The sequence below is a fragment of the Devosia beringensis genome, assembly GCF_014926585.1.
Lineage (GTDB): Bacteria > Pseudomonadota > Alphaproteobacteria > Rhizobiales > Devosiaceae > Devosia > Devosia beringensis.
The window spans coordinates 357,746-376,980 of the sequence record NZ_CP045422.1 but is presented as its reverse complement, the minus strand read 5'-3'; the positions used below and the strand labels follow the sequence as shown (position 1 = coordinate 376,980).

Annotated in this window: 16 protein-coding genes; 5 read left to right on the top strand and 11 right to left on the bottom strand. The window is 65.8% G+C overall.

What is annotated here, in order from left to right:
- Nucleotides 1–9: 9 nt before the first annotated feature.
- From GDR53_RS01905 to GDR53_RS01890, 4 genes are all read right to left on the bottom strand, one after another.
- On the bottom strand, nucleotides 10–4,689 hold the full coding sequence (locus tag GDR53_RS01905) for an NAD-glutamate dehydrogenase (protein ID WP_193336432.1): 4,680 nt from the start codon (nucleotides 4,687–4,689) through the stop codon (nucleotides 10–12).
- Between the two features lie 423 nt (nucleotides 4,690–5,112).
- Nucleotides 5,113–5,394, bottom strand: a complete 282-nt coding sequence (locus GDR53_RS01900; RefSeq protein WP_193336431.1) for a DUF6894 family protein — start codon at nucleotides 5,392–5,394, stop codon at nucleotides 5,113–5,115.
- Nucleotides 5,395–5,486: 92 nt separating this feature from the next.
- On the bottom strand, nucleotides 5,487–6,038 hold the full coding sequence (locus tag GDR53_RS01895; RefSeq protein WP_193336430.1) for a flavin reductase family protein: 552 nt from the start codon (nucleotides 6,036–6,038) through the stop codon (nucleotides 5,487–5,489).
- Nucleotides 6,039–6,205: 167 nt separating this feature from the next.
- Nucleotides 6,206–6,808 carry a superoxide dismutase gene (locus tag GDR53_RS01890; protein ID WP_193336429.1) on the bottom strand — a complete coding sequence of 201 codons (603 nt, stop codon included), beginning with the start codon at nucleotides 6,806–6,808 and terminating at the stop codon, nucleotides 6,206–6,208.
- 96 nt (nucleotides 6,809–6,904) lie between these two features.
- Between GDR53_RS01890 and GDR53_RS01885 the strand changes: the two genes are divergently transcribed.
- From GDR53_RS01885 to GDR53_RS01875, 3 genes are all read left to right on the top strand, one after another.
- Nucleotides 6,905–7,564, top strand: coding sequence for a helix-turn-helix transcriptional regulator (locus GDR53_RS01885; protein WP_193336428.1), 660 nt, complete (start codon nucleotides 6,905–6,907; stop codon nucleotides 7,562–7,564).
- Between the two features lie 4 nt (nucleotides 7,565–7,568).
- Complete coding sequence (locus tag GDR53_RS01880; RefSeq protein ID WP_408639778.1) at nucleotides 7,569–8,060, top strand: group III truncated hemoglobin; 492 nt, start codon at nucleotides 7,569–7,571, stop codon at nucleotides 8,058–8,060.
- A gap of 141 nt (nucleotides 8,061–8,201) precedes the next feature.
- Nucleotides 8,202–9,338, top strand: a complete 1,137-nt coding sequence (locus GDR53_RS01875; protein WP_193336427.1) for a tetratricopeptide repeat protein — start codon at nucleotides 8,202–8,204, stop codon at nucleotides 9,336–9,338.
- A gap of 15 nt (nucleotides 9,339–9,353) precedes the next feature.
- Here GDR53_RS01875 and GDR53_RS01870 read toward each other — a convergent pair whose 3' ends face one another.
- Nucleotides 9,354–9,821 carry an Lrp/AsnC family transcriptional regulator gene (locus GDR53_RS01870; RefSeq protein ID WP_193336426.1) on the bottom strand — a complete coding sequence of 156 codons (468 nt, stop codon included), beginning with the start codon at nucleotides 9,819–9,821 and terminating at the stop codon, nucleotides 9,354–9,356.
- 167 nt (nucleotides 9,822–9,988) lie between these two features.
- On the opposite strand from GDR53_RS01870, the gene putA reads away from it, so the two are divergent.
- Nucleotides 9,989–13,399 carry a bifunctional proline dehydrogenase/L-glutamate gamma-semialdehyde dehydrogenase PutA gene (putA, locus tag GDR53_RS01865; RefSeq protein WP_193336425.1) on the top strand — a complete coding sequence of 1,137 codons (3,411 nt, stop codon included), beginning with the start codon at nucleotides 9,989–9,991 and terminating at the stop codon, nucleotides 13,397–13,399.
- Nucleotides 13,400–13,424: 25 nt separating this feature from the next.
- On the opposite strand, the gene GDR53_RS01860 is transcribed toward putA, so the two are convergent.
- The 6 genes from GDR53_RS01860 to GDR53_RS01835 form a co-directional block, all read right to left on the bottom strand.
- On the bottom strand, nucleotides 13,425–14,117 hold the full coding sequence (locus GDR53_RS01860; protein WP_193336424.1) for a L,D-transpeptidase: 693 nt from the start codon (nucleotides 14,115–14,117) through the stop codon (nucleotides 13,425–13,427).
- Between the two features lie 156 nt (nucleotides 14,118–14,273).
- Nucleotides 14,274–14,765, bottom strand: coding sequence for a GAF domain-containing protein (locus GDR53_RS01855; protein ID WP_193336423.1), 492 nt, complete (start codon nucleotides 14,763–14,765; stop codon nucleotides 14,274–14,276).
- A 42-nt stretch (nucleotides 14,766–14,807) separates the two neighbouring features.
- Nucleotides 14,808–15,551 carry an ABC transporter ATP-binding protein gene (locus tag GDR53_RS01850; RefSeq protein ID WP_193336422.1) on the bottom strand — a complete coding sequence of 248 codons (744 nt, stop codon included), beginning with the start codon at nucleotides 15,549–15,551 and terminating at the stop codon, nucleotides 14,808–14,810.
- Entirely contained in the window at nucleotides 15,548–16,372 is an 825-nt protein-coding gene (locus GDR53_RS01845; protein ID WP_193336421.1) for an ABC transporter ATP-binding protein, read from the bottom strand. Before GDR53_RS01845 ends, GDR53_RS01850 begins: the two co-directional genes overlap by 4 nt.
- Nucleotides 16,373–16,446: 74 nt before the next feature.
- Entirely contained in the window at nucleotides 16,447–17,346 is a 900-nt protein-coding gene (locus GDR53_RS01840) for an ABC transporter permease (RefSeq protein ID WP_193336420.1), read from the bottom strand.
- A complete protein-coding gene (locus GDR53_RS01835) occupies nucleotides 17,346–18,347 on the bottom strand; it encodes an ABC transporter permease (protein ID WP_232846778.1) in 1,002 nt (333 codons plus the stop codon). The genes GDR53_RS01840 and GDR53_RS01835 overlap by 1 nt, the downstream gene beginning before the upstream one ends.
- Nucleotides 18,348–18,549: 202 nt before the next feature.
- On the opposite strand from GDR53_RS01835, the gene GDR53_RS01830 reads away from it, so the two are divergent.
- Nucleotides 18,550–19,212: a helix-turn-helix domain-containing protein gene (locus tag GDR53_RS01830; RefSeq protein ID WP_193336419.1), complete on the top strand. Its 663-nt coding sequence runs from the start codon at nucleotides 18,550–18,552 to the stop codon at nucleotides 19,210–19,212.
- Nucleotides 19,213–19,235: the final 23 nt, after the last annotated feature.

The window sequence follows — 19,235 nt, the reverse complement described above, 5'->3', positions numbered from 1 at the left end:
GAGTCCGGGCTATTCCTGCGCCAGATCGGCCATCAACCCGGCCGCCACCGTCAGCCGCGACACGGTCAGCGAGCCCTGCGTCAGTTCGGCCACTGCCGTGGCCGTCCGCGCGATCCCCGCTGCGTTCCGCGCCTGCCAGTCCGCCAGCTTGGCGGTCACCGTGGCGCCTGCGGCCTTGAGCACATCGGCCGTCAGGTCGCGCTGCGCCCGCATGAGATTGGCCAGCGCCCGGTCCAGCGCCATGCGGTCGAACCGGTCGTTGAGCAGCAGGGCCCGGCTCTGGGCGATCACCGGCCAGAGCCAGAACGCCTCGAACACCCCGAAAAACGCCGCCGCGCCATCGCCCACGGCAACGCCGGCCCGCTCGCTCACCAGCACGATATCGCTGGCATAGCCCAGCACCGGCAGCTCGGCGATGCGCTCCGCTATGGTCTCGGGCACGCCCTTGTCCACCAGCGCCTGCGCTGTCGCCGCGACACCTTCGGCCAGCGAGGCGGGCAGGGTATGGGCGATCATCGCGCGCAGGGCGGTGACGCCGGCCCCGTGCCGGGCCACCAGCCCGCTCAGCCCCTGCGTCACATCGGCATTGCGCAGGAACCACAGGCTCTCCTGCCGCAGCAGTGCCATGACCTCGGCATAAAGCCCTAGCTGCACTGCGCCATCCACCGCGGTATCCAGCGTGTCGATCGCGGCATTGAGATCGGTCAGCCCATAGGCGTCGCGCGTGGCGGCATAGGCCAGCGCCACTTCCCCCGGGCTGGCGCTGGTCGCCGCCGTCAGCTCGCTGACAAAGGCCGGGCCGCCGCGATTGATCATGGCATTGGCCAGCACGGTGGCGATGACTTCGCGCTTCAGCCGGTGCCGTGTCACCGCCTCGGGATAAACCCGGTGCAGCGTATCGGGGAAATAGCGATAGAGCTCACCCGCCAGATAGACGTCGTCCATGTCATGCCCGTCCAGCAGGTCGGCATAGAGCACCAGCTTGGCATAAGCCAGGATCACTGCCAGCTCCGGCCGCACCAGTCCCTTGCCGGTCGTGGCGCGCGTGTCCAGCACCGTCTCGCTGGGCAAAAATTCCACCGTCCGGTCCAGCAGGCCGCGTACTTCGAGCCCCGCGATCAGCTCGCGATGGTCGGGCAGTTCGGCCAGGCCCGCCCGCTCGGCCAGCGAGATCGCCAGTCCCTGCAGATAGTTGTTGCGCAGGCAGAGCGCGGCCACCTCGTCGGTCATGGTCACGAGGAACGCATTGCGCGCCGTGATATCCAGCGTGCCGTCGGCCAGCAGCGGCGCCACCGCGATCTTGATATTGACCTCGAGATCGCTCGAATTCACCCCGGCCGAATTGTCGATGGCGTCGGTATTGATGCGCCCGCCCTTGAGCGCATAGTCCACGCGCCCGCGCTGCGTTACCCCCAGATTGGCGCCTTCGCCCACCACCTTGGCGCGCACTTCCGTGCCGGTGATGCGGATGCCGTCATTGGCGCGGTCGCCCACCTCGGCATTGGTTTCGAGCGCCGAGCGGATATAGGTGCCGATGCCGCCGAACCACAGCAGGTCGACATCGGCCTTCAAGATCGCCGTCATCACTGCGCTCGGCGTGGCGCTGTCCACGGTCAGGCCAAGCAGGGTCTTCATCTCGGGCGTCAGCGGAATGGCTTTGAGGCTGCGCGAAAACACCCCGCCGCCGCGCGAAATCAGCGCCGTATTGTAATCCTGCCAGCTCGAGCGGGGCAGGGCGAACAGCCGCAGCCGCTCCGCCAGGCTCGTGGACGCGTCGGGCGTCGGATCGATGAAGATGTCGCGGTGGTCGAAGGCCGCTACCAGCCGCGTCTGCGGGCTGAGCAGCATACCATTGCCGAACACGTCACCGCTCATGTCGCCGACGCCGGCCACGGTGAAGGGCTCGGTCTGGATGTCGCGGTCCATTTCGCGGAAGTGGCGCTTTACCGCCTCCCAGCCGCCGCGCGCGGTGATGCCCATCTTCTTGTGATCATAGCCGGCCGAGCCGCCCGAGGCGAAGGCGTCGCCCAGCCAGTAGCCCCGGCCGGTGGCAATGCCATTGGCCGTGTCCGAGAAGGTCGCCGTGCCCTTGTCGGCGGCCACCACCAGATAGGGGTCGTCGCCATCGCACCGCACCATGTCGCGCGGCGGCACCACGGCACCCTCGACCAGGTTGTCGGTGACGTCGAGCAGTGCCCCCACAAAGATCTTGTAGCTGGCCACGCCCTCAGCCTGGAACGCCTCGCGCGGCATCCCCGCCACCAGGCGCTTGGGCACGAAACCGCCCTTGGCGCCGACCGGCACGATCACGGCATTCTTGACCTGCTGCGCCTTGACCAGGCCCAGCACCTCGGTGCGGAAATCCTCCGGCCGGTCCGACCAGCGCAGCCCGCCGCGGGCAATCGCGCCAAAGCGCATATGGATGCCTTCGACCCGCGGCGAATAGACCGAAATCTCGCGATAGGGCCGCGGCGCCACCATGCCGTCCACCCTGCCGCTGTCGAACTTGATCGCCAGTGCCGGCAGGCGATTGCCCTGCCCATCGCGCTGGAACGCATTGCTGCGCACCGCCGCTTCCATCAGGTTGAGGTAGCGGCGCACGATGGTGTCCTCGTCCAGCGAGGTCATGGCATCCAGCGCCGCTTCGATCCGTGCCCTTGCCGCATCGGCCTTGGCCGCGCGGTCACTCTCGGCCGGATCGTGCAGCGCATTGAACAGGGCGACCAGCCCTTCGGCCGCCGCCGGCTGGTTCACAAGCACCTGGGCGATATAGCGCTGCGAATAGGAAATCCCGATCTGTCGCAGATAGCGCGACAGCGCCCGCAGCAGAGCGGCATCGGTCCATCCCAGCGCGGTTCGGCTCACCAGCGTATTGAGCTGGTCGCTCTCGGCCTTCCCGTCCCACACCGCCAGCAGGCCGTCTTCCACGGCCTTGCCATTGGTCGCAATGTCAAAAAAACTGCCATCGGCGGTCGCCAGCACCATGTCATGCAGATAGCGCGTCACCCCGTCACGCGGGTTGATCGTATAGGTGCGCTCGTCGATCACGCGGAAGCCGAAGGCCTCGATCATCGGCACCCGGTCACTCAGCGGAATGGCGTGCTCGCGGTGGTAGAATTTGAGCCCCAGCGCCCCGTCGCCCCCCACGCGCTCGCGCAGCTTGATCGCGACCCGGGTGCTGTCGCCCAGTTCCCGCAACACGGCGATATCGCCATGCGCGACCTCGGCAGAATTGCGCGACTGGTAGGCCGCCGAAAACGCCATGCGGTAGTCGCTGATTGTCGCCGGATCCTCGGCCGTGGCCATCAGCAGGTCGCCGAAATTGCTGGTCAGCGCATCGACCCGGGCTTCGAGCTCATGGCGGCTGGGCTGTGGCGTTTTCCCGCCCACCCGGCCGATAATGGCATGCACCCGCACCAGTTCCCCCTCGGGGAAGTGCGGATAAAAGGCCGAGACGCGGCCGTCATAGACCTCGGCCAGATAGGCCGTGATGCGCTCGCGGGCGGCGCCGTCATAGCGGTCGCGCGGCACATAGACCAGGATGGAGACGAAATTGTCGAACCGATCGATGCGCGGCAGCACCCGCACGCGCGGCCGGTCGTAAAGTGCGGCAATGGCGGTGGCGAATTCGAACAGCTGGTCGACGCCGATCTGGAACAACTCGTCGCGCGGATAGGAGTCGAGCGCGCTCAGCAGCGCACGGCCGTCATGGCCGATCGGGTCCACGCCCGATTTGCGCATCACCTCGGCAATCTTGCGCCTTATGATCGGCACGTCGGTATGCGGCGTCGCCAGCGCCTGCGCCGTGAACAGGCCCACAATGCGCAGCTCGCCCACCGCCTGGTCGGCGCCGTCATAGATCTTGATGCCCACATAATCCATGTGCTGGCGCCGGTGAACCCGCGCCCGCACATTGGCCTTGGTCACCAGCAGCGGTTCGGCCGAAGCGATGAAGGCGGCGTGCTGCGGCGTTGATTCCACAAAGGTCGGCCCGCTGCGCAGCACCTTGACCTCGGGGTCGGTCAGCATGCCCAGCCCGCTGCCGGCCACCGGCACCAGCGCGTCGCCGGCAATGCGATATTCCCGCATCCCCAGGAACGTAAAATTGTGCTCGGCCAGCCAGTCGAGAAAGCGCAGCGATTCATCGATCTGGCTGGCTTTGAGCCGGCCCAGCTCGGCAATGCTGCGGCGCAGCCGCTCCAGCATGGGCTGCCAGCCCTGCACGGCCCGGGCCACGTCCCCCATCGTGCTGTCGATTTCCGCTACCAGCGCCGGCACGTCGCTGACCGGGTCGCTGTGGATATGCAGCACGCTGAGCGCCTGCCCATTGGCCTGCCGCACCACCGGATGGGCAAACAGCCGCACCGTGCCGCCGGCAGCCCGCAGCGCGGCCAGCGCGCTATCGACAATGAAGGGCATGTCCGGCGAGACAATGTCGAGCACCAGCGGATCGCCCGGCTGGGCCGGCGGCGTCACGCTCAGGCGGCTGCCGGCGCCGTCATAGGCCTGCAGATGCGCGTAGGACTGCCGCAGGATGGCCTCGAACCGGTCCGGCGCCTGCCGCGACAGGTCCTCGCTGTCGGTGGCCAGCACGGCCGCCCGGAAGAACTGGGCAAAGCCGGCGTCCTCGCTTGCCAGCGCCGCGGCGCGTTCCAGCAGGACAGGGCGATTGGCTAGTACCACATTCATCCGGCGACTCCTCAGCTTCGCGTCCACTCTAGGGCCCGTCCGCGCCCCTGTCTGCCATGCCTTTGGCCAATATCAGGCCAAAACCAAACCCCGATGACGCCGTGTCGGCATTAAGGCTCCGGTAAGGTTCTGGAATGAAGTTGCGCTTGGGCCGGCTCGGGCATGAGAACGGCGTGGTTTTTCCCGATTTGCCGTCAATTCGAGCAAAGCGTTTCTCCCGGGCCCGTTTGGCGGCCATCGGCATCGCTTGCAATACACGACCACTGTGGTAGTGTTAGGCATGCGATGCGAGTAGGAACCTCACATGTCCAACATGCCCAAGTTTCTGACCTACACCACAAAGTTTCTCGCCTATGCCGGTCTGGCCGCATCCCTCGTGCTGATCGTCACGGTCACCGGCCACGCCTGATTTACTGTCTGCCGTCAATGCACCGTCGTGCCGGGGTCCATGGCTGACCCCGGGTCTTCACCCAGCTTCGGACCGGCCCAGAATACCAGATAGAGCACTTCCTCGCCCGCCGCGTCGGTAATCTCGATCGAGCGCGGCACCCGCGTATCGTCGCCCTTGCTGGCGGCGCGTTCGACGATCGCCTTGGCCAAAGCCGCGGCATTGTGCTCGGCTGCTTCCAGGTCCGGCAGCTCGCTCCCGGTCTTGTCCTCGATCAGTTCGTCATCGGTGCGGTAGTGAAAGTAGAATTTTGGCACGCGCTCTTTCCGGGCGATCCCGGAACCTCTCATCGCCGCGCCGAAGCGGCATTATCGGCAAGCTTTTGTGCAGCCTGCCAGCAATCGGACCCTCAGTCGAGCCCGCCCAGTCGGTGATAATGGTGCCGCTGCCAGAGCAGGGGTGAGCGGCTGGTAATGGTCTCGGCCTCGATGATGGCCCCGGCAAACAGCACATGCGTGCCCGTCTCGATGGCCCCGATCACCTCGCAGTCCAGCGCCGTCACCGCGCCGGCCAGCATTGGATGCCCCGACGGCCAGCTCGACCAGTCGCCCACGCTGAACCGCTCGGCTGCCGGCAGGCCGCCGGCAAAGGCATTGCCCACCGCCTGCTGGTCATCGGCCAGCATAACCAGCGAAAAGCCATTGGTCTTGGCGATGATATCGGCCAGCCGGCTCATGATGTCGATCGACACCAGAATGGTCGGCGGATCCATCGCCAGCGACAGCATCGAGGTCACGGTGCGCCCGATGCGCTCGTCGCCGCGCTGTGCCGTCACCACGCTGACAGTGGCGGCCATGGCCGCCATGGCGGCGCGAAATTCGGCATTGCCCACCAGCGGGTGGCGGGGCGGGCGCAGCTTCATGCTGTCGGGAAGGTCAAAATCGGCCATGAGTGTAGTCATATTCCTTCTCCGGACTGTCGCGACAGCGGGCGGAGTATCGTGTGGGGTGCTGGCCATGGCCTTGCGCACCTGCAGCAATCTAGGCCCGCGCCGGGGTCCATGACCAGCCTGATCTAGTGGACCTGCGGGCGCCGCTCCCTGGAGCAGCGCCGGCAACGTCGATTGGCCTAGCCCAGATTGGCTTCGGCGAAGTCATAATTGGCCAGCGTATCGAGGAAATTGCTCACATAGTCCGGCCGGCGATTGCGGAAATCGAGATAATAGCTGTGCTCCCACACGTCGAGCCCGAGCAGCGGCTTGCCCTCGCCGGTGGCGAGCGGATTGCTGCCATTGGGCGTCTTGGCCGTCTTGAGCTTGCCGTCCGTACCCAGCACCAGCCAGGCCCAGCCCGAGCCGAACTGCGTGGTCGCCGCCGTCTTGAACGCGTCCTTGAAGGCTGCGACCGAGCCGAAATCCGCGACGATCTTGGCTTCGAGCTTGCCGCCCAGCTGGCCGCCCTTTGGCGACAGCGCATTCCAGAAGTGGATGTGGTTCCAGTGCTGCCCGGCATTGTTGAACACCGGCGCCAGGTCCGGCTTGTCCTTGGCAAACAGCACGATCTCTTCGAGCGACTTGCCCTGTAGATCTGGGTTCTTCTCGACGAAACCGTTCAGCGCCGTCACATAGGCCTGGTGGTGCTTGCCGTGATGCAGTTCCAGGGTTTCCTGGCCCATGCCGCGGTCGGTGAGGGCGGAAGTGGCATAGGGCAAAGCGGGGAGTTCGAAAGCCATCAGGGTTCTCCAGCGTTGGGCACGGCGCCACACTTGCGTTTGGCGGTCATGCCGGTTAAATTCCAAGTCATGACTTTGAAAACCCTTGCGTCTGATATGTCAAGCCGCTCCTTGGACAATTCGGCCTGGTCGCCCCGCAACCCGGCCGAGCGTGTGCTCATGCTGCTCAAGATGCATGGCACGCTGTCGGCGTCGGCCATCGGCACGGCCCTGGGTACCTCCGGGGAGGCAGCCCGCCAGCAGTTGGCCCGCCTGGCCGAGACCGGTCTCGTCATCGCCACCAGCGAGGCGCGCGGCGTCGGCCGGCCGACCCAGCTCTGGGCGCTGACCGCCGCCGCCCAGGCCCGTTTCCCCGATACCCATGCCGCGCTCACCGTGCAGCTGCTCGACATTGTCCGCACCACGCTGGGCGAGGGCGCCCTCGATAGCGTCATCGCCACTCGCGAAGCCGCCACGCGCACCGCCTATGAAGCCGCCATGGCCGATGCCACCGTCCTGAGCGACCGCGTCGCCTGCCTCGCCGACCTGCGCAGCCAAGAGGGCTATATGGCCGAATGGCACCAGCAGGACGATGGCTCGCTGCTGCTGCTGGAAAACCACTGCCCCATCTGCGCCGCCGCCACCGCCTGCCAGGGCTTCTGCCGCGCCGAGCTCGAGGTCTTTCGTGCCGTCCTCGGCCCCACGGCCGAGGTTACCCGTACCGAGCATATCGTCTCGGGCGGCCGTCGCTGCAGCTACGTCATTCGCGAGGCCTGACCCCATGACCGACAATCCGCGCCCGCCCGTCGGCACGCAGCACCAGCGCGTCGGCTGGGAAACCCCGGCTGGACTCGACGAAGCCATGATCGCCGCCGTGGTCAACGCCTTCTATGACGATGCCCGGCGTGACCCGCTGATCGGCCCGGTCTTTAACCGCGTCATCGCCCCCGAGGCCTGGCCGCATCACCTGGCCACCATTGCCGATTTCTGGAGTTCCATGCTGCTGGGCACCGGCCGCTATGCCGGCCGCCCCATGCCCAAGCACCTGGCCATTCCCGAGCTCTCGGACGCCCATTTCCAGCGCTGGCTGGCTTTGTTCCGCCGCACCGCCACCGACCTCTGCCCGCCCGATATCGCCGCCCTGTTCATCGAGCGCTCCGAGCGCATCGGCAACAGCTTCCGCATGAATATCGCCCTGCGCCGCGGCGACGACATCAAGACCATGGCCCCGCTGGCGCGCGAAGCCCCGCTCTGGTCGCCGCCGCAGGATTGAGCCCGTGCCGCGCCCTGTCGGCACGCTATCATTCTCCAGGCGCGCAATAAGGGCGCAGCTTATCGCGATATTAACTTCCGTTATTAGGAGTTTGACCAGACAATTGCGCTAGGGTGACGTCCACCAACACCACGAGTGCCGATGTCTGCTCCCCTAGCCCTGCCGGAAGATTTTATCCGCGGTACGCAATTGCTGCGTGCCGGGCGCTTCGATGCCGCCCTGGGCGCCTTTCGCACCGTCTACAGCGCTGCCCAAGCCGCTGACAATGTGGACCTGATGGCTGCTACCCTGTGCGAAATGGCCTGGAGCTGCCATCGCCTGGGTGATGCCGAGCAGGGGCTCGAATGCGCCATCGGCGCCAAGTGGCTTTGGCAAAGGCGGGGCAATCAGCTCGAAACAGCGCGCGCCATGTCGGTCGCCGCCATGCTTTATCTCGAGCTCGATTTTGCCGACGAGGCGCAGGACTGCGTTTCGAGAGCGTTGCAGGCCGCCAGTATGGAGGACAACGAGTCCATGCTGGCCTTCGTTCTCAACGCGCAGGGCCTGGTCCTGCTCGCCCGCCAGCAGCCCGAGCCGGCGGTTGACCTGCTGGAGCAGGCAGTTGCCGTTGCCGGCCGTCAGGCCAATACCGCCGGCTCGGCTTACTACCTGCTCAATTTGGGCATGTGCCACGCCATGCTTGCCGAACAGGCGTCAAGTCGGGCCGACCACGCTGAAGCTGACCGCGAACGGGCAGCCGCCATTGAATTCAGCGCGGCGGCCATCCAGCATGCCCAGCGCGGCGACGATTTCTGGACCTTGCGCCTGGCTCTTGGCGTCAATGCCAGGGCACTGGCGCTGCAGGGCAACGGCGAAGCGGCACTCCTCGTGCTGGATCAGTGGGCCGAACTGCTCGATCAGCCCGGCCTCAGCCAGCATCTGCACTATCTGCTCACGCTGGGCGATGTTCAGCTGCATGTCGGTCGCCTGGAGGAGGCCCGCCAGACCATCGTCGACGCTCTTGGGCGGGCCGAGGCGGCCAGGCGGCTCGATCAGCAGGTCAGCGCTGCCGGCAAACTGGCCGAGATCCTGGAGGCCATGGGCGATGCGCCGGCCGCTTTGGCCCAGTTCAAGCGCTATCATTTTCTCTGCCTCGAGCAATCCGCCGCCGCCACCCAGCGCCGGAACCGCGTCGCCATTCTGCGCGCCAATGTCATGCTGCGCCGCAACCGCGACCAGGCCATGCAGGATCAATACGCGTCCCCGACTGTCTTTAGTGCCGGTCAGCGCCGCGCCTGATTAGTCCGGCCACCCTCACTCCTCGTCGCCCTTCACCGCCTCCATCGACACATGCGTTGACGTATGGGCCACATGCGGCAGCGCCGAGATGCGCTCCCCCAGCACCTCGCGATAGCCGGCAATGTCCTTGGTCCGCACCTTGAGCAGATAGTCAAAGCTCGAGGCGATCATATGCGCCTGTTCGACCTCCGGAATTGCCCGCACCGCCTTGTTGAAGGCCGCCAGCGCCGCCTTACGCGTGTCGCTCAGCTTGACCTCGACAAAGGCCACATGCGGCAGGCCCAGCCGCCGCGGGTCAATCACCGCGCGATAGCCCAGGATATAGCCGGCCTTTTCCAGCCGCGCGATCCGGGTCTGGCACGGTGTCTTGCTCAGATGCACCCGCCGGCTCAGTTCGGCCACGCTGATCCTCCCATCCTGCGCCAGGATATCGAGGATGTGTCGGTCGATCTGGTCCAAAGTCTCGTAGCTGACGGTTTTCATGGGCGTTTGTCCTGTCCAGTGCCGCTATTCTACGCTAGAGCGGAGCATTTGGCCACACAATCAGGCGAAACGCCTTCTGGACTTCTGGCATGATCCTGCCGGTGTGCAGCACCCCGGTCACCCGCATGCGACAGGGCAGGGCGACGCACCAGCAACAGGAAGCCGCCATGTCCGATACCGCATCCGCCGATCCCGTCGCCGCGACGGCCGCCGCCCGCCAGGCCCTGCGAGCCCGCTACCTCGCCGACGAGACCACGTTGGTCGGCCAGTTGATCGCCGATACCGGACTGGATGAGGCGGCGCGCAACGCCATCTCGGCGCGCGCCGAGGCCTTGGTCACCACCGTGCGCAAGGGCAATCGCCTGGGTCTGATGGAAAGCTTCCTGTCCGAATATGGCCTGGCCACCGACGAGGGCGTGGCCCTGATGTCGCTGGCCGAAGCCCTGCTGCGCGTGCCTGACGCCGACACCGTCGATGCCCTGATCCACGACAAGGTCGGCGGCTCCGACTGGACCGGCCATTTCGGCGCCTCGTCCAATCACCTGGTCAACTTCTCCTCGCTGGCGCTCAGCCTCACCGCCGAAGTGCTGGGCGATCCCGAAGTCGCGCCAAAATCGGCCTTCCACCGCGCCGTCGCCCGCCTGGGCGAACCGGTGATCCGCTCCGCCGTGGGCCAGGCCATGCGCCTGCTGGGCAGCCAGTTCGTCTTTGGCCGCAGCATTGACGAGGCCGTCACCCGCGCCCGCAAGCAGGAAGCCAACGGCTATACCTATTCCTACGACATGCTCGGCGAGGCTGCCCGCACCAGTGCCGATGCCGCGCGCTATTTTGACGCCTATGCCAGCGCCATTGCTAGCCTCGCGCCCCACGCCACCTCGGCCGTCGTCCGCGACAACCCCGGCATTTCCGTCAAGCTCTCGGCTTTGCACCCGCGCTACGAGTTCGCGCAGCGCGACCGCGTCATGGCCGAACTGGTTGATCTGACTCGGCAATTGGCCGTCGCCGCCAAAAACGCCAATATGGGTTTCAACATCGATGCCGAGGAAGCCGACCGGCTTGATCTGTCGCTCGACATCATCGCCGAAGTCCTCGCCGCGCCCGAACTGGCCGGCTGGGACGGCTTCGGGGTCGTCGTCCAAGCCTATGGCAAGCGCGTCCTGCCGCTGATCGACTGGCTCGACGCCACGGCGAAATCGCTGGATCGCACCATCATGGTGCGCCTGGTCAAGGGCGCCTATTGGGATGCTGAAATCAAGCGCGCCCAGGTGCTGGGTGTTCCCGACTATCCCGTCTTTACCCGCAAGGCATCCACCGACATCAGCTATATCGCGGCTGCCCGGCGCCTGTTCGGCGCCGCCAATATCTATCCTCAGTTCGCCACCCACAATGCCCACACCGCTGCCGCGGTGCTGCATCTGGCCGAAGCCGCCGGGCGCGACATGGACAGCTTCGAATTCCAGCGCCTGCATGGCATGGGCGAGCGCCTGCAGGATGTGCTGCGCACCTCTGCCGGCACCCGCACCCGCATCTATGCCCCGGTCGGCGCGCACAAGGACCTGCTGGCCTATTTGGTCCGCCGGCTGCTCGAAAACGGCGCCAATGGCTCCTTCGTCTACCAGATTGCCGATGAAGACATCCCGGCATCCGTGGTCGCCGAAGACCCCATCGCCCGGGTCCTGGCTTTGGGCGACGCCATCCCCAACCCCGCCATTCCCGCGCCGCTGGCCATCTTCGCCCCGCGCCGCAACTCCGCCGGCCTCGACCTCACCGACCCCGTCGCTTTCCCTTCCATGCAGACCGCACGCGACGCTTTCGCCACCACGCAGTGGCAGGCAACGCCGCTGCTGGCGCAGTCGGCCGGGAAGGGCCTTGCCACCCCGCTCGCCAATCCCGCCGATCCCACCGACACAATCGGCACCGTCACCCATGCGACCCTCGATGACGTGACCGCCGCCATCGCCGCCGCCACGGCCTCATCCTGGCCGCAGACGCCCGTCGCCACCCGCACCGCAGCGCTCCGTGCCACCGCCGACCTCTACGAGGCCCATAGCGCCGAGCTCTTTGCCCTGCTGGCTCGCGAGGCCGGCAAGTCCTGGGCCGATGCGGTGTCCGAAGTCCGCGAAGCCGTCGATTTCCTGCGCTATTATGCCGACGAGGCCGAGCGCCAGCCGCTGGCCGCCGCGCGCGGCCCTATCGCCGCCATCTCGCCCTGGAATTTCCCGCTGGCCATCTTCACCGGCCAGATCGCCGCCGCCCTGGTCGCCGGCAATCCCGTCCTGGCCAAGCCGGCGCCGCAGACGCCGCTGATCGCCTTCCGCGCCGTCCAGCTGATGCACGAGGCCGGCATTGTAACCGACGCTATCCAGTTATTGCCCGGCGCCGGCGAGATCGGCACCGCCCTCACCAGCAACCCGGCCGTCGCCGGCGTGGTCTTCACCGGCTCGCTCCCCACCGCTCGCCGCATCGATCAGGCCATGGCGGCAAACCTGGCCCCCACCGCGCCGCTCATTGCCGAGACCGGCGGCCTTAATGCCATGATCGTCGATTCTACCGCTTTGCCCGAACAGGCGGTGCGCGATATCCTGGCCTCCGCCTTCCAGTCCGCGGGCCAGCGCTGCTCGGCTTTGCGCATCCTCTACCTGCAGGAAGACGCTGCCGAGCGCACCATCGAGATGCTCAAGGGCGCCATGGACGAGCTCACTCTCGGCAATCCCTGGCAGCTTTCCACCGATATCGGCCCGATCATCGACGAACCCGCTCGCGCCAGGATCCAGGCGCATATCGATGGCTATGCCCAGGCCGGTAAGCTGGTGCACCAGCTGCAGGCGCCGGCCAACGGCACCTTCGTCGCCCCAGCCGTGCTGCGCATCTCCGGCATCGGCGAGCTCAAAGAAGAGATATTCGGCCCCGTACTGCATATCGCCACCTTCAAGGCCGATCAGATCGACCGCGTCATCGCCGATATCAATGCCGCCGGCTATGGCCTGACCTTTGGCATGCACACCCGCATTTCCTCGCGGGTCCGCGCCGTCTCCCGCGCCGTCCGTGCCGGCAATATCTATATCAACCGTAATCAGATCGGCGCCGTGGTCGGCTCGCAGCCCTTTGGTGGCGAGGGCTTCTCGGGCACCGGTCCCAAGGCCGGCGGCCCCCACTACGTGCCGCGCTTCACCCTGGCGCCGGTCCACGGCGACAGCGCGCCCCTGGTCCTGCCGGGCCCGACCGGCGAGAGCAATATCATGCACACCGCCCCGCGCGGCCGCGTGCTCTGCCTGGGCCCGACCCCGGCCGATCAGCAGCAACAAGCCGTCCTCGCCGCCAGCCTCGGCTGCACCGCGCTGCTGGCCCAGCTCGATCTCGATGCCCTGGCGCAGAGCGACAGCTTCGACGCCGTTTTTTCCTTCGCGGCCGATGCCGAGCTGCGCCCAATCCGACTGGCCCTCAGCCAGCGCCAGGGCGCGTTGCTCCCGCTGCTGACCAGCGCCGATGAGGCCGGCCGCCTGCTGCTCGAACGCCATGTCTGCATCGACACCACCGCCGCCGGCGGCAATGCCAGCCTGATGGCCCAGGCGGGGTAGGGGGCGGTAGGCTGCCGCGGCTACGCTAGGCCTTCAGCACCAGGACCTTTGTGTCGACCGGCGTCTTGTCATAGAGGTCGATCATGTCCTGCGTGAGCAGGCCGACACAGCCGCTCGAAATGCCCTTGCCGATCGTCTCGGGCATGATGGTGCTGTAGATCGTGAACAGCGTATAGACGCCATCCTGGTAGAGATAGAGTGTGCGGGCACCCAGCGGATTGTCGAGGCCCGGCTTCATGCCGTTGGCATAGGGCGCCGCCTCGGGTTGGCGGAGGATCATTTCCTTCGGCGGCGTCCAGATCGGCCATTCCGCCTTGCGGCCGATATAGGCCTCGCCGCTCCACAAAAAGCCGGCGCGACCGACATTGGCGCCATAGCGGGTGGCATTCCCGTCTTCTTCGATGCGGTAGACGTAATAGTGCCGCGGATCGACGATGATGGTGCCCACCGCTTCTTCGGTCGGGTACCGCACGGTCCGCCGGAGATATTTCGGATCGACCTTTTTGAGATTGACGGCCGGGACCGGGAAACGCTCATCCGGGAGCGGCCCATAGACCCGCTGCGCTTCCGCCAGGCTCATGCCGCCGGAGACACAGCCCGCCAGCGCCAGGGCGCCTAGGGCCGCACTACCGGCCATGAACGCCCGCCGGCTCATCAGCCCCGGCGACGACGCCGTGATTGCCCCGCCGGTCTCGACCATACCCTTGCCTCTGATCATCACTGACTATCCCCGCAGACGGGCACCGACCCGCGTCCTCTGCGTCCAGACTGATCGCCCGGCGGTCGTTTGGCAAGCGGGGCGCCGGTCACAACTCTCAAAACGAAAAACCCGCAGCCAGCGCCGCGGGTTCGCCGTTTCAGTCTGTGGGACGCTCTAGCGCGCCGCGACGAGCGCCGCCAGCTTGGCCGGCACCGCCAGCACATCGTGGATGATCTGCACCCGCTCGGGCGTATAATAGCCATCCACGTCCAGCATGTTGACCGTGCCGATCAGCACGCCGCCGATCACCACCGGCATATTGACCACGCTCTGGCAGCCCAGCGAGTCGATCAGCTCATAGTCCGGGAACACCTTGGCGATATCGGCGATGGTATTGGCGACGAAATAGCGGTGTTCCTTGTGCACCACGTCGAACCAGCTGTCATAGCGGATCGGCTTGGTGCCCGAAGCCGGGTAATTGGTGGGATCGCTGGTATAGGCCCGCCGCGCCAGCTCGGCCTGCATGTCCACGCTCATATAGGTAAAGAGCTTGGTGCCCACTGTCGCCTCGGTCAGCGCCTGCAGCGCCGCAAACGCCTGCTCGACGCCCTTGGCCTGGGCAATGGCGGCGTCAAAGGTGGCAATGGCTTGGGAATGGTCAGTCATGAAGTCAGTCCTTGGTCTGAAAAATTCTAGGCGGGGCAAATATCAGGCAGGCTTGCGCCCCTCGGTCGCCGCCAGCAGTTCGCGCGAATAGGGCTCCACCAGCGTCTCCGCCTTGAGCAGGCTCACATCGGCCACCTCGACGATCCGGCCCTGCCGCATCACCGCCAGCCGGTCGCACAAAAAGCTCACCACCGGCAGGTTATGCGTCACCAGCAGATAGGTCAGGCCCTGTTCCCGCCGCAGCCGCTTGAGCAGGTTGAGGATTTCCGCCTGCACCGAGACGTCCAGCGCCGAAGTCGGTTCATCGAGCAGCAGCACTTTGGGCTCCAGCATCAGCGCCCTGGCAATCGCAACGCGCTGGCGCTGCCCGCCCGACAGTTGGTGCGGAAAGCGGAAACGGAAGCGCCGGTCCAGCCCCACCTGCGCCAGCACCTCTTCCACCCGCTTGTCGCGATTGCCGATGCCATGGATGGCCAGCGGTTCGCTCAGCGTCGCGTCGATGGTCTTGCGCGGATGCAGCGACCCATAGGGGTCCTGGAACACCATCTGCACCTGCCGCGCCACGGCCCGGTCGACGCCATGGCTGCGCGCCTGGCCCAGCACCGAGATCGCCCCAGTCCAGTCCGGCGCCAGCCCGGCTATGGCCCGCAATATGGTCGACTTGCCCGAGCCGCTCTCGCCCACCAGGGCAAAGCTCTCGCCCTCGGCAATGTCGAGATTGATCCCATGCACCACCGTGGTGTCGCCATAGGAAATGCTGAGATCTTCCAGCGTGATCGCGCTCATGTGCCCGCCCATTGGCTGCGGTCGAGCACCGGCAGCTCATCCCGGTTTTCGTTGATGGTCGGCATCGCTGCCAGGAGGCCCCGCGTATAGGGATGCCTGGCCTGCTCCAGCTGCCCCGCCGCGCATTCCTCCACCACTTCGCCGGCATTCATCACCAGGATGCGGTCGCAATACCGGCTGACGAGGTTGAGGTCATGGCTGATCAGGATCAGCCCCATGCCCTTTCTTGTCACCAGATCGTCAATGATATCAAGCACCTGCGCCTGCACGCTGACATCGAGCGCCGAGGTCGGCTCGTCCGCGATCAGCAGCTCCGGCTCGGGGATCAGCATCATCGCGATCATCACCCTTTGCCCCATCCCGCCCGACACTTCATGCGGATAAAGCTTGGCCACCCGCTTGGGATCATCGATCCGCACCGAGTCCAGCATGGCCAGGATGCGCGCCTCGACATCCCGCCGTGGCAGTTTCTCATGCGTCACCAGCGCTTCGGCGATCTGCTCGCCCACTGTCATCACCGGATTGAGCGAGAACTTCGGGTCCTGCATCACCATGGAAATGCGCGCGCCGCGAATGGCCCGCATCTGCTTTTCGCTCTGGGCGCGCAGGTCCACGCCGTCGAATTCCAGCCGGTCGGCCGTCACCAGACCGGGTTTGCGGATCAGTTTCAGGATCGCCCGCCCGGTCATCGACTTGCCCGAGCCGCTCTCGCCGACAATGCCAAGCCGCTCGCGGCCGAGCTCGAACGAAATCCCCTTGACCACCTCGACGCGGCCGCGATGGGTCGGAAAACTGACGCGCAGGTTTTGCACGGACAGCATGGGCTTTGCGCCTCCCTCCCCCTTGTGGGGAGGGACCGAGGGTGGGGGTACTGCAGCTTGCACCGGAGCCGTCATCACTTGCCCTCGTTCTTGGGGTCCAGCACGTCGCGCAGCCCGTCGCCGAGGAAGCAGAAGCCCAGGCTGACAATGATGATGGCAAAGCCCGGCATGGTCGCCACCCACCACTGGTCGAGGATGAAGGTCCGCCCGCGCGAAATCATCGCGCCCCATTCGGGCAGCGGCGGCTGGGCGCCCAGCCCAATAAAGCCCAGGCCGGCCGCGGTCAGGATCACGCCGGCCATGTCCAGCGTCACGCGGATGATCATCGAACTAGTGCACAGCGGCAGCACATGCCCCACGATCACGCGCAGCGGCGAGGCGCCCTGCAGCTGCACCGCAGCGATGAATTCGCTATTGCGGATCGTCAGCGTCTCGGCCCGGGCAATGCGCGCATAGGCCGGCCAGGCGGTGATGGCGATGGCGATGATGGCATTGTTGATGCCCGGTCCCAGCGCCGCCACGAAGGCCAAAGCCAGGATCAGCTTGGGCATGGACAAAAAGATATCGGTAAAGCCCATCAGCAGCCGGTCGGTCCAGCCGCCGAAATAGCCGGCCACCGCGCCAACCAGCAGGCCGAGCGGCGCCGAGATCAGCGCTACGAGGCCCACAATGGTCAGGGTGATCTGGCTGCCCCAGATCACCCGCGAAAAGATATCGCGCCCCAGCTCGTCCGCGCCCATGAGATGCGTGCCCGAGGGCGGCGCCAGCCGGTTGGCCAGGTCCTGGCCGGTGGCGGAATAGGGGGCGATCCAGGGCGCAAACACTGCTGTCAGGATCAGCACCAGGATGATGATCCCGCCCAGCACCGACAGGGGATTGCGCAGCAGCGCGGTAAACACCCGATAGGCGCGCCCCGCATTGGCCTGCCACCGCGAATGCGGCGAATCTTCCAGCAGCCAGTCACGTGTGCTCATCAGCGGGCCCTCGGGTCGAGGACGCGATAGAGCACGTCCGAAAACTTGTTGATGAAGATGAACACCGCGCCGATCACCAGCGTCGAGCCCAGCACCGCATTCATGTCGGCATTGAGCAAAGCCGTGGTCAGGTAATTGCCGATGCCGGGCCAGGAGAACACCGTCTCGATCATCACCGAGCCTTCGAGCAGGCCGGCATAGGAGAGGCCGATCACCGTGATGAGGGGAACGCGGATGGGGTTGAACGCATGCCGCCAGATCACCACCCGCTCGGGCACGCCCTTGACCCGCGCTGTGGTCACGAATTCCTGGCTGAGCTGGTCGAGCATGAAGCTGCGCGTCATCCGCGCAATATAGGCCAGGCTGAAAAAGCCCAGCACCGAAGCGGGCAGGATCAGATGCGTCACCGCATTCCAGAAAATGTCCACTTCGCCCGCCAGCAGGCTGTCGATCAGCAGCATGCCGGTGACGGGGCTCACCAGCCCGTCATAGAAAATGTCCAGCCGCCCCGGCCCGCCGACCCAGCGCAGCCGCGCATAAAACAGCGCCAAACCCACCAGTCCTAGCCAGAAGGCGGGCATGGAATAGCCCAATAGCCCAACCACGCGGATGATCTGGTCGATCACCGAGCCCTGCCGGCTCGCCGCGATCACCCCCAGCGGTACGCCCAGCGTCACGCCGATGATGATGCCGATCGTCGCCATTTCCAGCGTCGCCGGGAAGAAGCGACTGAGGTCCTCCACCACCGAGCGCCCGGTGCTGACCGATTGGCCCAGATCGCCGGAGAACACATTGACCACATAGTGGAAGAACTGCACGGGCAGGGGCTGGTCCAGCCCCATGGCCGTGCGCGCCGCCGCATAGACCTCATTGCTCGCCCGGTCGCCGACCACCGCCAGCACCGGATCGATCGGGATCACGCGGCCGATGAAGAAGGTAATGGCTAAGAGGCCCAGAAAGGTGAGGAAAACTGTCGCCACGAAGCCGGCAATGGCCGTCACACGCCGCCGCCAGCGACGGCGCGTGACAAAACCGCTATCCTCTGCACTGGTACTTTGCGACGTGACGCTCAAGGCAATTTCCCCTTGGGAAAACAAGGAACTACGCCCGCAGATTGAATCATCTGCAGATCGTCAGCGCCTTCACATTTCGCTTTCACCATACAGAAAACTTTGCTTATATCAAAAAAATTATGGTGGCCTGATGACAGACGCAGCCCAGCAGAGACCGCAGAGCGAGGGGCGCCCCAAGGTAGGGGCGCTGATCCGTGCCCGTCGTCGCCAGCTGCATCTGACGCTCGAGGCCCTCGGCAAGTCGGCCGAGGTCTCTGTCGGTTATCTCAGCCAGGTCGAGCGCGATCATGCCACCCCGTCGCTGGGCACGCTGGCCCAGATCGCCCGGGCGCTTGGCGTCGGCATCGACTATTTCGTCTCCGCCCCCAGCACCAAGACGGCGCTGACCCGCGCCGGCGAGCGCGGCCAGTTTTCGCTCGATGGCTCCTCCATCATCTATGAGCGCCTGGGCACCGATTTTCCCGGCAACATGCTCTCGAGCTTCATCATGCTCGTGCCGCCGGGCTATCGCTCCGAAACAGTGGCCCATGAGGGCGAGGAAATTCTCTACGTGCTCGAAGGCGCCATCACCCAGCGGCTCGATGGCGACGAGATGATCATGAGCGCCGGCGACAGCCTCCACTTCCGCGGCAACCGCCCCCATTCCTGGTCCAACCATACCGACAAACCCGCGCGCCTGCTCTGGACAGGCACGCTCGCGCTCTTCCGTTCCTCGGCCCGGCCCACCCGCCAGGCCGAGACGGTTGCAAAAATCGGCATCATGCCGATCAAAAAGAAGAAACTCGTCAAATAGGCGCCTTGCGGGCAGGGGAGGTT

Coding starts and splice junctions, on each gene's coding strand:
- GDR53_RS01905 (WP_193336432.1), bottom strand. CDS start 4,689: ATGAATGTGGTACTAGCCAATCGCCCTGTCCTGCTGGAACGCGCCGCG.
- GDR53_RS01895 (WP_193336430.1), bottom strand. CDS start 6,038: ATGACTACACTCATGGCCGATTTTGACCTTCCCGACAGCATGAAGCTG.
- GDR53_RS01890 (WP_193336429.1), bottom strand. CDS start 6,808: ATGGCTTTCGAACTCCCCGCTTTGCCCTATGCCACTTCCGCCCTCACC.
- GDR53_RS01885 (WP_193336428.1), top strand. CDS start 6,905: ATGTCAAGCCGCTCCTTGGACAATTCGGCCTGGTCGCCCCGCAACCCG.
- GDR53_RS01880 (WP_408639778.1), top strand. CDS start 7,569: ATGACCGACAATCCGCGCCCGCCCGTCGGCACGCAGCACCAGCGCGTC.
- GDR53_RS01875 (WP_193336427.1), top strand. CDS start 8,202: ATGTCTGCTCCCCTAGCCCTGCCGGAAGATTTTATCCGCGGTACGCAA.
- GDR53_RS01870 (WP_193336426.1), bottom strand. CDS start 9,821: ATGAAAACCGTCAGCTACGAGACTTTGGACCAGATCGACCGACACATC.
- putA (WP_193336425.1), top strand. CDS start 9,989: ATGTCCGATACCGCATCCGCCGATCCCGTCGCCGCGACGGCCGCCGCC.
- GDR53_RS01860 (WP_193336424.1), bottom strand. CDS start 14,117: ATGATCAGAGGCAAGGGTATGGTCGAGACCGGCGGGGCAATCACGGCG.
- GDR53_RS01855 (WP_193336423.1), bottom strand. CDS start 14,765: ATGACTGACCATTCCCAAGCCATTGCCACCTTTGACGCCGCCATTGCC.
- GDR53_RS01850 (WP_193336422.1), bottom strand. CDS start 15,551: ATGAGCGCGATCACGCTGGAAGATCTCAGCATTTCCTATGGCGACACC.
- GDR53_RS01845 (WP_193336421.1), bottom strand. CDS start 16,372: ATGCTGTCCGTGCAAAACCTGCGCGTCAGTTTTCCGACCCATCGCGGC.
- GDR53_RS01840 (WP_193336420.1), bottom strand. CDS start 17,346: ATGAGCACACGTGACTGGCTGCTGGAAGATTCGCCGCATTCGCGGTGG.
- GDR53_RS01830 (WP_193336419.1), top strand. CDS start 18,550: ATGACAGACGCAGCCCAGCAGAGACCGCAGAGCGAGGGGCGCCCCAAG.